The 12,516-nt window shown below is 38.5% G+C and carries 12 protein-coding genes and 5 tRNA genes; 2 read left to right on the top strand and 15 right to left on the bottom strand.

Features of this window, described 5'->3' with window-relative positions; genetic code table 11:
* Nucleotides 1–2: 2 nt before the first annotated feature.
* The 9 genes from pgi to B0184_RS01890 all read right to left on the bottom strand — a co-directional run bounded on the left by pgi (nucleotide 3) and on the right by B0184_RS01890 (nucleotide 6,928).
* Nucleotides 3–1,643: a glucose-6-phosphate isomerase gene (gene pgi, locus B0184_RS01930; RefSeq protein WP_005710195.1), complete on the bottom strand. Its 1,641-nt coding sequence runs from the start codon at nucleotides 1,641–1,643 to the stop codon at nucleotides 3–5.
* A 142-nt stretch (nucleotides 1,644–1,785) separates the two neighbouring features.
* Nucleotides 1,786–1,860 (bottom strand) — tRNA-Gln (locus B0184_RS01925).
* 58 nt (nucleotides 1,861–1,918) lie between these two features.
* Nucleotides 1,919–1,993 (bottom strand) — tRNA-Gln (locus B0184_RS01920).
* A gap of 23 nt (nucleotides 1,994–2,016) precedes the next feature.
* Nucleotides 2,017–2,101 (bottom strand) — tRNA-Leu (locus tag B0184_RS01915).
* A 3-nt stretch (nucleotides 2,102–2,104) separates the two neighbouring features.
* A tRNA-Met gene (locus B0184_RS01910) sits at nucleotides 2,105–2,181 on the bottom strand.
* A 174-nt stretch (nucleotides 2,182–2,355) separates the two neighbouring features.
* The gene (aroE, locus tag B0184_RS01905) at nucleotides 2,356–3,171 is read right to left on the bottom strand and encodes a shikimate dehydrogenase (RefSeq protein WP_005710159.1); all 816 of its coding nucleotides are present in this window, start codon (nucleotides 3,169–3,171) and stop codon (nucleotides 2,356–2,358) included.
* A gap of 69 nt (nucleotides 3,172–3,240) precedes the next feature.
* Nucleotides 3,241–4,557, bottom strand: coding sequence for a dicarboxylate/amino acid:cation symporter (locus tag B0184_RS01900; RefSeq protein ID WP_005710229.1), 1,317 nt, complete (start codon nucleotides 4,555–4,557; stop codon nucleotides 3,241–3,243).
* 226 nt (nucleotides 4,558–4,783) lie between these two features.
* Complete coding sequence (gene ettA / locus B0184_RS01895) at nucleotides 4,784–6,454, bottom strand: energy-dependent translational throttle protein EttA (protein WP_005710213.1); 1,671 nt, start codon at nucleotides 6,452–6,454, stop codon at nucleotides 4,784–4,786.
* A gap of 117 nt (nucleotides 6,455–6,571) precedes the next feature.
* Nucleotides 6,572–6,928 carry a helix-turn-helix domain-containing protein gene (locus tag B0184_RS01890; protein WP_005710217.1) on the bottom strand — a complete coding sequence of 119 codons (357 nt, stop codon included), beginning with the start codon at nucleotides 6,926–6,928 and terminating at the stop codon, nucleotides 6,572–6,574.
* A 100-nt stretch (nucleotides 6,929–7,028) separates the two neighbouring features.
* Between B0184_RS01890 and B0184_RS01885 the strand changes: the two genes are divergently transcribed.
* Both B0184_RS01885 and B0184_RS01870 read left to right on the top strand, forming a co-directional pair.
* Entirely contained in the window at nucleotides 7,029–7,310 is a 282-nt protein-coding gene (locus B0184_RS01885) for a hypothetical protein (RefSeq protein WP_039851682.1), read from the top strand.
* A 609-nt stretch (nucleotides 7,311–7,919) separates the two neighbouring features.
* Complete coding sequence (locus B0184_RS01870; protein ID WP_005710327.1) at nucleotides 7,920–8,510, top strand: DUF4230 domain-containing protein; 591 nt, start codon at nucleotides 7,920–7,922, stop codon at nucleotides 8,508–8,510.
* 62 nt (nucleotides 8,511–8,572) lie between these two features.
* Here B0184_RS01870 and B0184_RS01865 read toward each other — a convergent pair whose 3' ends face one another.
* The 6 genes from B0184_RS01865 to potA all read right to left on the bottom strand — a co-directional run bounded on the left by B0184_RS01865 (nucleotide 8,573) and on the right by potA (nucleotide 12,363).
* Complete coding sequence (locus B0184_RS01865) at nucleotides 8,573–8,881, bottom strand: DUF3824 domain-containing protein (protein ID WP_005710189.1); 309 nt, start codon at nucleotides 8,879–8,881, stop codon at nucleotides 8,573–8,575.
* A 193-nt stretch (nucleotides 8,882–9,074) separates the two neighbouring features.
* Nucleotides 9,075–9,164 (bottom strand) — tRNA-Ser (locus B0184_RS01860).
* Between the two features lie 103 nt (nucleotides 9,165–9,267).
* Complete coding sequence (locus B0184_RS01855) at nucleotides 9,268–9,579, bottom strand: BolA family protein (RefSeq protein ID WP_005710172.1); 312 nt, start codon at nucleotides 9,577–9,579, stop codon at nucleotides 9,268–9,270.
* A 54-nt stretch (nucleotides 9,580–9,633) separates the two neighbouring features.
* Nucleotides 9,634–10,401: a spermidine/putrescine ABC transporter permease PotC gene (potC, locus tag B0184_RS01850; RefSeq protein WP_005710286.1), complete on the bottom strand. Its 768-nt coding sequence runs from the start codon at nucleotides 10,399–10,401 to the stop codon at nucleotides 9,634–9,636.
* Nucleotides 10,401–11,261: a spermidine/putrescine ABC transporter permease PotB gene (gene potB, locus B0184_RS01845; RefSeq protein ID WP_005710296.1), complete on the bottom strand. Its 861-nt coding sequence runs from the start codon at nucleotides 11,259–11,261 to the stop codon at nucleotides 10,401–10,403. The genes potC and potB overlap by 1 nt, the downstream gene beginning before the upstream one ends.
* The gene (gene potA, locus B0184_RS01840) at nucleotides 11,251–12,363 is read right to left on the bottom strand and encodes a spermidine/putrescine ABC transporter ATP-binding protein PotA (protein ID WP_005710145.1); all 1,113 of its coding nucleotides are present in this window, start codon (nucleotides 12,361–12,363) and stop codon (nucleotides 11,251–11,253) included. The genes potB and potA overlap by 11 nt, the downstream gene beginning before the upstream one ends.
* Nucleotides 12,364–12,516: the final 153 nt, after the last annotated feature.

The raw sequence follows: 12,516 nt of genomic DNA, 5'->3' as shown, positions 1-12,516 counted from the left end.
AATTAACGCCACGCTTTGAATTGGTTGATTAAACCATTCGTTGAGCTGTCGTGGCTGGTTACTTTTTCACTGCCTTGAAGCTCTGGTAAGATGCGGTTTGCTAATTGTTTGCCGAGTTCTACGCCCCATTGATCGAAGCTGTAGATATTGAAAATTACGCCTTGAACAAAGATTTTGTGTTCATACATCGCAATCAATGCACCCAATGTGAATGGAGTGATTTTTTGCACCAAAATTGAGTTGGTTGGTTTGTTGCCTGTAAATACTTTGAACGGCACAATTTCTGCAACTTCTTCCAATTTTTTACCCGCTTGTAAGAACTCTTGTTCAACCACTTCTTTTGATTTACCGAACGCTAATGCTTCTGTTTGAGCAAAGAAGTTTGAGAGTAATTTTGCGTGGTGATCGCCTACCGCATTGTGTGTTTGAGCGGGTGCAATGAAATCACAAGGGATGATTTTGGTACCTTGGTGAATCAATTGATAGAATGCGTGTTGACCGTTTGTGCCAGGTTCGCCCCATACGATTGGGCCTGTTTGGTAGTTTACCGCTTTGCCATCACGTCCCACAAATTTACCATTAGATTCCATATTACCTTGTTGGAAATAAGCTGCAAAACGATGTAAATATTGATCATAAGGTAATAATGCTTCAGTTTCTGCACCTAAGAAGTTGCTGTTCCAAATTCCTACTAATGCAAGGGTTGCAGGGATGTTTTGCTCGATTGGTGCGGTGCGGAAATGTTTATCCATTTCGTGTGCACCTGAAAGCAATTGCTCAAAGTTTTCAAAACCGATTGAAAGAGCGATAGATAAGCCGATAGCAGACCAAAGCGAGTAGCGACCGCCCACCCAATCCCAGAATTCGAACATATTGTTGGTATCAATACCAAATTTTTCCACTTCTTTTGCATTTGTTGAAAGTGCCGCAAAATGTTTTGCTACCGCAGATTCATCTTTTGCTGCAGCCAATAACCAATCGCGTGCAGTGTGTGCATTGGTCATAGTCTCTTGGGTAGTAAAAGTTTTCGAAGCCACTAACACAAGCGTTGTTTCTGGATTCACTTTTTTCAAGGTTTCTGCAATGTGCGTGCCGTCCACGTTAGACACAAAGTGCATTGTGAGGTGGTTTTTATATGGACGAAGTGCTTCAGTAACCATATAAGGACCTAAATCTGAACCGCCAATACCAATGTTGATCACATCGGTAATCGCTTTGCCTGTATAGCCTTTCCATTCACCTGAAATTACACGCTCACAAAAATCTTTCATTTTTGCTAATACAGCGTTCACTTCAGGCATAATATCTTTACCATCCACTAAAACAGGAGCGTTTGAACGGTTACGTAATGCTGTATGTAGTACCGCACGATTTTCTGTGCGGTTAATTTTTTGCCCAGTGAACATTGCTTCTGTTGCTGATGCTAGACCGCATTCACTTGCTAATTGGCGTAATAAACCTAAGGTTTTTTCATTGATAGCGTTTTTGGAGTAATCGACAAGGATTTGATCGGCAAAATTTAAAGAGTATTGTTCGAAACGGTTTGGATTTTCTGCGAAAAGCTGTGGAATGGTAAGATTGTCTGCTTTGTGTGCTTCTAATGCTTGCCAAGCCACTGTGCTAGTTGGGTTGATTTTTTGCATGGTGATTTCCTTTAATTTAATTATAAAAAATTAGGGGTATTTTAATGAATTTTTAAGGAAATCAAAAGTGATAAACGAAGCAAATACAATAGAATAAAATGCAAATAAAATTAAAAAGGAAAATTATAAAAATTGGATAATATGGCTGGGGTACTAGGATTCGAACCTAGGGATGCCGAGATCAAAACCCGGTGCCTTACCGCTTGGCGATACCCCAAAAGAAAAAAAACTAACAAATGTTAGCTTTATATTTGATTTTATTGAAAGTAATTAGATGGCTGGGGTACTAGGATTCGAACCTAGGGATGCCGAGATCAAAACCCGGTGCCTTACCGCTTGGCGATACCCCAACACTAATTTTTGTAAACCTAAATGGTGCGGGACGAGGGACTTGAACCCACACACCTCTCGGCGCCAGAACCTAAATCTGGTGCGTCTACCAATTTCGCCAGTCCCGCAAATGGTGGCTACAGCGAGATTCGAACTTGCGACCCCAACATTATGAGTGTTGTGCTCTAACCAGCTGAGCTATGTAGCCATTTTATTTTGCGTTCACCGTATCGGTTTACGGGGTGCATTATGCTGATTTTATCCCTGCTCGTCAAACGTTTTTTCGCAAAAAATGTAATTTTTATCTCTTTTGCCGACAATTTCAACACTTTGGCATAAAAACAGCATTTTTTTGTTTATTAAATAACAGCTCGAAATAGTGCTATTTACTCATTTCTGCTTTTAATTGTCTGAGAACAGGATCAACATCTGGCATTATCCCTTCCCACAATTGGAATGAAACGGCAGCCTGCCCCACTAACATTCCCAAGCCATCTTGATATTTGATAGCTCCATTGGCTTTAGCATAATTCAAAAATGGCGTTTTCATCTCAAGGGCATATTGCATATCGTAAACAAAAGCATCTTGGAAAAGATGAGCAGGCAGTTCCACACATTTCCCTTGCAAACCAAGCGAAGTGGCATTGATGATCAAATCAAATTTTTGAGAACATATCTCTTCCCAACAAGCGGCTTGAATATTGCCAAATTTTGCAAATTTCTCGGCTAAATCAACTGCTTTTTCAAAGGTTCGATTATATAGCGTAATTACTTGCTCTGCCTGTAACATTGGCAGTAATACACCTTTTGTTGCACCGCCTGCGCCTAAAATCAAGACTTTCTGCCCCGCTTTTAACCAACCTAAACGAGCCAAATCATTACACAATCCTACGCCATCCGTATTATCCGCATACAAACGCCCATCTTCCAAGCGTTTCAACGTGTTACAAGCCCCTGCTAACAAACAGCTTTCGCTATGCTCGTCCGCTAACTTAAATGCTCTTTCTTTAAATGGTGCGGTAATATTCACACCTTGAGCCTGTTTGAAAAACTCAGTGAGCTGCTGCTCAAAATCTTGCTCATCGCCCAATTTTGCAACATAACTCATATTTTTGCCCGCTTGTTCCGCAAAAAGCTGATGGATACGAGGTGACTTACTTTGAGCAATGGGATTGCCCCACACGGCATATTGGTTCATTTCACATTCCTTATATAAAAATAGGCTTTGAGCATAACATACTCAAAGCCTATTTCACATTATTTGCTATTAGTGCATTTCTGTTTTAACCACTAACTCACCACGCATTGCTTTACCTAATTGCTCTTTATCCAACGCATTTTCCCAACGAGCAACCACAATGGTTGCACACGCATTACCAATAAAATTAGTTAAAGCACGACATTCTGACATAAAACGGTCAATCCCTAGAATTAGTGCCATTCCTTCCACGGGTAATCCAGGCACAACAGACAAGGTTGCCGCCAGAGTAATAAAGCCTGCGCCCGTTACGCCAGCCGCACCTTTAGAACTCAGCATTGCCACCAATAATAAAGTGATTTGCTGCCCTATGGTTAAATCGGTATTGGTCGCTTGAGCAATAAATAAGGCTGCCATCGTCATATAAATGTTTGTACCATCTAAGTTAAATGAATAACCTGTTGGTACAACCAATCCTACCACTGATTTTTTACAACCAGCAGCTTCCATTTTTTGCATTAAATTTGGCAATGCTGCTTCTGAAGAAGAAGTGCCTAAAACTAGCCAAAGTTCATCTTTGATATAACGGATAAGTCCAACAATGGAGAAACCGTTATAGCGAGCCACAGCCCCAAGAATTAAAAGCACAAATAAAATCGAGGTAATATAAAAGGTTACAATGAGCAACATTAAATTACTGATAGAATGCAATCCATATTTGCCAATCGTAAATGCCATTGCTCCTAGTGCACCAATAGGCGCGACTTTCATCACAATTGAGACCAATTTAAACATTGGTGCTGCAGCAACTTGCAGCAAATCTGTAATAGGTTTACCATGCTCGCCGACTGAAGCTAAAGAAATACCAAATAATACAGAGACAAATAGTACCTGTAAGATATTCCCTTCCGTGAGCGGGCTTAACACCGTGGTTGGAATAATATTCATAAAGAAAGCAATCATTGAGCTTTCTTGTGCCTTGCTCACATATTCTGACACCTTCGTAGATTGCAGTGTGCTCGGATCAATATTTAGCCCCGCCCCAGGTTGAATAATATTGGCGATAACCATCCCCACAACCAACGCCAATGTTGAGAAGGTTAAAAAATAGAGCATTGCTTTGCCCGCTACACGCCCAACCGATTTCATATCATTCATACCCGCAATACCCGTTACCACGGTTAGGAAAATCACAGGTGCAATAATCATTTTCACGAGTTTAATAAACGCATCGCCCAATGGCTTTAAACTTTCCCCAAACTCTGGAAAGAAATGCCCTAATAAAATCCCGACAATAATGGCAAAAATAACTTGCACATATAAAACCTCATAGAACCTTGGTTTGCGTGGTGGTGGCGGTAGCGAATTAGCGTCAATTGTCAGCATAAATACTCCTCTTAGCTCATTGAAAAAATGAACAATTTCATTGTATTACTTAAAAAAAGATGGCTGATAGTACTAAATTTTTGGTATTAAATATACCCTTTATATTTAATTTTACCTCTGAATTATTATTCAATAGCAAACGATTGCTTGAGATGAGAACAGTAAAATAAAGCGGTCAAATTCTGCAAATTTTTTGCAAAATCTAACCGCTTATCTAATACTTTAATTACTTCGTAATTCGTTTATATTTAATACGGTGCGGCTGGGTTGCTGCATCGCCTAAGGTTTTCTTTTTCCACTCTTCGTAGTCTGAGAAGTTACCTTCATAGAACGTGACTTTACCTTCATCACCGTAATCTAAAATATGCGTTGCGATACGGTCTAAGAACCAACGGTCATGGGAAATCACCATTGCACAGCCTGGGAATTCTAAAATCGCATTTTCTAAGGCACGCAAGGTTTCAACGTCTAAGTCATTGGTTGGTTCGTCCAATAACAGCACGTTTCCACCACGTTGTAGAAGTTTAGCTAAGTGTAAACGACCACGTTCACCACCGGATAATTCGCCAACACGTTTTTGTTGATCAACGCCTTTGAAGTTGAAGCGTCCAACATATGCACGGCTTGGAATTTCAAAGTTACCAATGGTCAGAATATCTTGTCCGTTAGAGACTTCTTCCCACACGGTTTTCTTGTCATCCATTGAATCACGGAACTGATCCACCGAAGCAAGCACAACGGTTTCTCCCATTGTCACAGAACCTGAATCTGGTTGTTCTTGACCTGACAACATACGGAATAAGGTTGATTTACCCGCACCATTTGCCCCGATAATCCCAACGATGGCACCTTTTGGAATACTAAATGATAAATCGTCGATTAAAGTGCGATCACCGTAAGACTTAGTGAGGTTTTGAACTTCAATCACTTTATCTCCCAAGCGTGGACCAGGTGGGATAAAGAGTTCGTTGGTTTCGTTACGTTTTTGGTATTCGCCGCTATTTAATTCATCGAAGCGTGCCATACGAGCTTTGCTTTTCGCTTGGCGACCTTTCGGATTCTGACGAACCCACTCTAATTCTTTCGCAATAGATTTTTGGCGGGCATTTTCAGCCGCTTGTTCTTGTTCTAAACGTTTCTCTTTTTGCTCTAACCAAGAAGAGTAGTTGCCTTCCCAAGGAATGCCCTCACCACGGTCAAGCTCTAAGATCCAGCCAGCCACGTTATCTAAAAAGTAACGGTCATGGGTAATCGCCACTACCGTGCCCTCGTAGTCGTGTAAGAAGCGTTCTAACCACGCCACCGATTCCGCATCTAAGTGGTTGGTTGGCTCGTCTAATAACAACATATCTGGTTTTTCAAGCAATAAGCGGCAAAGTGCTACACGGCGGCGTTCACCCCCGGATAAATGCTCAATTTTTGCGTCCCAATCTGGCAAGCGTAACGCATCTGCTGCACGCTCTAATTGGTTATCTAAATTATGTCCATCGTGTGCTTGGATAATCGCTTCAAGATTGGCTTGTTCTGCCGCTAATTTATCAAAATCCGCATCAGGATCCGCATAAAGTGCATAAACTTCATCTAAACGGGTTAGGGCGCCTTTTACTTCTGAAACGGCTTCTTCCACCGCTTCACGCACGGTTTGTTGCGGCTCAAGTTTTGGCTCTTGCGGAAGATAACCGATTTTGATTCCTGGTTGTGGACGAGCTTCGCCCTCAAACTCTTTATCTACACCCGCCATAATACGTAAAAGGGTCGATTTACCCGCACCATTTAAGCCCAACACCCCGATTTTCGCGCCAGGGAAGAAGCTCAAAGAAATATCTTTCAAAATATGACGCTTCGGTGGAACCACTTTGCCCACGCGATGCATCGTATAAACAAATTGAGATGACATCTTCTATTCCTCATAAAAAAATTTGCCCTATTCTACTTGAAAACAGGGCGAAAATATAGGAAACAAGCGAATGGATTTTGCAAAAGTTTTGCAGAGTTTGAGCACTTGCTAGTCAAATTACTTAAAAGAGGTAATCAAGCTCACAATAATGCTCTTTTGCTGATCGTTAAGATCTTTTATTAAACGGATTAAAACTTCATCTAATGCGGAGTAATTCTGCTCCTCTTCACCACCGTACCTTAACCAATTTGGTTCTACATTTAACCATTTCGAGAGTGTCTCTATCTTGTCAAATGAGGGAATCGCTAAACCATTTAACCATTTATAAACTGCCTGAGGCGTGACGGCATCTGTTGGGTGTAATAACCCAAATTTAATAGCAATTTGGCTTGTTGTAAGGCCTTTAGGGTATTCAGCCTTAATTGCGGTTGCCAGCCTTTCGCTAAATTTATCTTTTTCGTTTTTTATCTTCATAGATAAAAATTATCGAAAATTTTTAAAGCTACAGTTTAACTAATTTGGCTTTTATTTTAAACTGTTTTGGTTTATTTAATTGATTTTAGTGAGGAATTATATGGTACCAGTACTATTAGTTGTTCCACCTTTTATTCTTGCAGTTAAAAAAGTTGTAAAAGGACAAGTTTCAGATGCTATTAATAATGGGATCAAAGAAGCTAAAGGAGAAATTCTACATACAGTGTTAATTTATCAAACTGAAAGCATTGTTAAATTATTCTTTAATGTCATTTTATTTCTTATTGCAACGCTTTTAATTCCTAAAATATTCAGTAAAGAGTTAGCAATCATGGTTGTTTGTAGCGTATATTTGGCCTCCATTATTGAGGCATCTATATAGACCATAAGGCAATTACCAACATTTCTACAAATAGCGTTTAAATATAAATTTAATTTGAATAGTTTTATTTACAATCAGACTTATAAGAAAGTATTAGATGGGGTACGTAAAGAAACAAGAAATTTAAGCCTATTTAAAAAAACAATGAACTATTTCTTTGGAGAGGATGAGCGAGTAATTGCGAGAAGAGTTACATCAGAAGCTGTTGATAGTATTTATACAAGAGTGATAAATATTATAATTAGAATAATTTTAATGTTTTTCGCTTATTTATTGATATTTAGGGTTCTGATTGCTCCATTCTTAATGGAAAACGCTACGGGGTTAAGTATGTTTAAATCTGCTATTTACCCTATTTTTTATACTTTAGACTACTTCTTTGGAACTTCATTATTAGATATTATATTATGATAATAGCTATTATTTTTGAGATCATTATTGGATTATTTATTCTTAATTTTGCTTGTAATATATTAAAGGCTTTATTAGAAGAATTTTGTGATAATTTACCAACTATACTGTTAGGTTTATTATTAATTGGTGGAGTAGTTTTTATAACTCTTTGGCTTAGCAATAGCCTATCTTGATTAAAATTTATATTAGACGACTATGGTTAGAGTAATTTTTATTATCTTTGTTTTTATAAGTGGTTTAATTACTTTTCCTATTTATAATAGCCTTATTAATACTAAGGAAGAAAGTGCTAAATTAAATAGTATGTACATAGGAAATTATGTTAAACAAAGTAAAGAATTGGTAAGTTATAAATACTTTTACACAAATACTGCGATGTTTGAGAATAAAAAGAGTGTTTATGGTTTTAATTTACCTCTTACTTCAAAAAGATTCATTATCTCTTATAATGGTAAGGCAACCCTAGGTGTTGATCTATCTCATGTATCAGCTGAAATTAAAGGAAAAAAAATTATAATATCTAATTTAGGTGAAATAAAAATTCTTTCTAATGAATTAGATGAGAACTCAATGAAAATTTTCGATGAATCAACATCCTTATTCTCTAGTTGGAATATCAAAGATTATCAAAAATTCTTTGGAGATCAACGTTTAGAAATAGAGAAAAAAATTATGGAAAGCGAACTTCCTCAACAAGCTAAAACGTCAGCAGAAGAAACTATAAAACAACTTCTAATGTTAAACCCGCAAATTTCATCTCAATATGAGATTGAGTTTAGAGAATAATTAGTTTTATATACTAAGCGGTAAGATTTTGCAAAAGTTCTGCAGAATCTTACCGCTATTTTTTACTCTTCTTCCTCACAATCCTCTTCACAATCTTTGTTTTTCTCATCATAATCTTCAGAATCATATTGATCTTCATAGTTGCGATCATACTCTCTTTGATGTTCATGGGCTTCTTGTTCTTGATGAGCCTTTTCCTCTTTTTTGTTTTTGTAATGTTTATAGATAAGGTAACCACCAACGGCACCCACAACTAATGCGGTATTATTTCTGCGTTTTTCGGTTTTTTCAGATTTTTCTTTAGGTTTGGCGGAAAGTGAAGAGCTGAGAATAATGGAGCCGATCAATAGAACAATGAGGGATTTTTTCATAAATTCACCTAGTTTATTGTTCGAATATAGGCATATTTTAGCAGAAGAGATAAAAAATAAGCGGTCAGATTTTAGAAAAGTTTTTCATAAAAAAAATCCCTAAGCAAAAGGGCTTAGGGATGAATATTAAATAAAGTATAACTACTTTAACTTAACCAAGGAAATATCTATGAAAACATACTTTCTTACTCAATGGCGGTGAGAGGGGGATTCGAACCCCCGATGCAGTTTCCCACATACACGCTTTCCAGGCGTGCTCCTTCAACCACTCGGACATCTCACCGAATCAATAAAAAAGACGAGCTAATTTTAGCTTTTTTAGGTCTTGTTATCAAGATATTTATTCAGTTTGTAAAATAAAGTTGCGAATTGACCGCTTGTAATAATTAAAGCCCAATGCCTGCACAACGTGGGGAATCTGGTCTTTGTTCGCCGATGGCTTGCCATTCCTCTGGTGTGTAAGTATGTAATGCTAATGCGTGAACGCCACCTTCTAACTCTGTGTTGAGACATTGATAGATTGATTGATGGCGAGCTACGCTGCGCTTGCCGTTAAATGCTTCTGTTACTAACGTCACTTTAAAGTGTGATTCTGAGCCACGACCGGAGCTATGCATATGGCTTTCGTTTTCGATTTGTAGAAAGGTTGGGGCAAAAGTTTCGGTTAATTTCTTTTCGATGGATTGTTGGATAAGCATAAGATTCCTTGATAAAAAATAACCCACAAAACCGTGGGCTATTTAGATTTAAAATTAGTGTTTTTGGCGTAATGCTAATTGGCTTAGAACCACGAGTGAAAGTGAGAACACAATCATAATGGTTGCCAGTGCATTTACCTCTGGGGTTACGCCTGTCTTCACAAGTGAGAAGATTTTAAGCGGTAACACTTCGTAGCTTGGGCTGGTTACAAATGATGAAACCACCACGTCATCAAGCGAGATAGTGAAACTTAATAACCAACCTGAAATGATTGAAGGTAATGCAAGCGGTAGGATAATTTTGCGTAAAATCGTCACTTCGCTTGCGCCTAAATCTTTTGCCGCCTCCAGCATTTTGCCATCAAAGTCGCTCAAGCGGGCTGAGATGGTAATTACCACATAAGGCAAACAGAAGGTAATGTGTGCGATCAATAATGAGATAAAGCCAAGTTGAATGCCTAACATCATAAAGAGCACGAGCATTGATACTGCCATAACAATATCAGGCGACATCATTACAATAAAGAGCAAACCGCCGACCATTTGTTTACCGCGGAATTTATAACGATAAAGGGCGATTGAGGTTAATGCCCCTAAAATCGTTGATAATGTTGCCGCAAAAAATGCAATGGTGACCGAGTTTAATGTGGCTTGAACAAGAGTATCGTTGTTAAATAAACGCTCATACCAGTTCCAGCTAAAGCCTTTCCATTGTAAGCCGTATCTGTCCGCATTAAACGAGTTTACTACCAAGATAATAATCGGAATATAAAGGTAGGCAAAAACCGCGAACATAAAAAGATTTCTAAATGTCTTTTTCATTATTCAAGTTCCACCTTTTTGTTGAGTAATTTATTGGCACGGTAGTAAACATAGAGCATTAACGCCATTAAAATGGTTAATGCGATACTTACCGCTGAACCTAATGCAAACTGGTTGGTATTTAAGAACAAGCTCTTAATTACGTTACCCACCAATGGTGTTTTACCACCACCGAGTAAGTCTGCTACGTAGAACATCCCCATCGCTGGAAGAAGCACTAATAAGCAGCCTGATACAATTCCTGGCATCGTAAGCGGGATGGTTACGCGAATAAAGCGTTGGAACGCATTTGCACCTAAGTCTTTCGCCGCTTCTAACAGACGGTTGTCGATTTTCTCAATTGAAGAGTAGAGCGGTAAAATCATAAATGGTAACAAGATGTAAACCAAGCCGATAATAATCGCAAGCTCTGAGTTCAACAAACGTAATGGCTCATTGATAATCCCGATGGCTAATAGCACCTCGTTCAGCACGCCTTTCACGCCTAAGAAAATTTTAATCCCGTAAATACGGATCAGCGAATTCGTCCAGAATGGCAACACTACAAGGAACAGCAAAATTGGACGTACTCTCTCAGGCAATTTTGCAATAATAAACGCAAATGGATAGCCAATAATCAAACAGAAGAATGTCGCAATCCCTGCCATATATAAGGAGTTCCAAAGAACTGTAGCGTAGGTGTCATTAAAGAGAGCTTGATAAGCACTCAATGTAAATGCGAAATCAACAAAGTATTGGCTTTGGCGATTTTCAGTTAAGAAACTGATGACAAACACCAGCAAGTTCGGCACTAATACGAAAAGTAAAAGCCAGCCGAAAATGGTTGCCACCGTTCCTTTTTGGAATTTATTATTCGTCATCGTTTAGGACAACCTCCCAACCTTCGTGCCACGTTAATGCCACTTTTTGACCGACTTCGTGGTCGATATTTGGATCATCTTCGTTGAAGAATTCGCTAACTAATACATTCATTCCATTGTGATCGAGTTTCACGCTAGATTCTAACGTCATACCTTTATAGTTACGATCGATAATGTGACCAATGATCGCTTTTGAGCTTTCATCTTCGTCTAATTCTTCAATCACAATATCTTCTGGGCGAAGCAACACTTTGAGTTTTTGGTTTGGTTGAACGTCTAAATCTTCCACTTTGATGTTACAGATTCGACCTTCTACGTTCGCTTTCACGTTGGTTGCGTCAACACATTCAATCACGGTTGCATCAAATACGTTAATTTCGCCAATAAAGTGTGCCACAAATAAGTTTTTCGGTTCTTCGTAGATTTCACGTGGTGTACCATCTTGTGCGATTTTACCTGCATTCATGACGATAATACGATCCGACATCGTTAAGGCTTCTTCTTGGTCGTGAGTCACGAAAATAAAGGTAATGCCTAATTGACGTTGTAAGGCTTTCAACTCATTTTGCATCTCTTTACGCAATTTGTAGTCAAGTGCTGAGAGCGATTCATCTAAAAGTAATACTTTTGGCTTGTTTACCACCGCACGTGCAATGGCAATACGTTGTTGCTGACCACCTGAAAGTTGTGCTGGTTTTTGTTGTGCACGATCTTCTAAGCGCACCATACGTAACGCTTCCATTACACGCGGCTCAATTTCTGTACTTGGTACTTTCTGCATACGTAAGCCAAAAGCCACGTTTTCAAAAATGGTCATATGTGGGAAAAGAGCATAGCTTTGGAATACGGTATTCACAGGGCGTTGCTCAGCAGGGATATTAGATACATCTTGACCATCAAGAATAATTGAACCCTCTGTTAAATCTTCAAAGCCCGCAATTAAACGTAACGCAGTTGTTTTACCACAACCTGAAGGACCTAAAATCGTTAAAAATTCACCATCGTTGATGGTTAAATTCAAATTTTTCAGAATCGTTTTGCTACCATAGCTTTTGGTAACATTGCGAAGTTCGATAATGGGTTTGTTATCTAACTTTTCCATTTACTGTTGTTTTCCCCTATGAAGAGAGTTGAGAAAATGAATTGCAAATTCAATAAAAATTGCTTGATTTGCAACGCGAAATGAGAATAAATCAATTCGCTATCATATAGTGAATAACTTGATTTTGAAAGTAAAAATTTACTTTTTGAGCGA

The organism is Haemophilus paraphrohaemolyticus, assembly GCF_002015045.1.
GTDB lineage: Bacteria > Pseudomonadota > Gammaproteobacteria > Enterobacterales > Pasteurellaceae > Haemophilus_A > Haemophilus_A paraphrohaemolyticus.
This window is presented reverse-complemented; position numbering and strand designations above follow the sequence as displayed.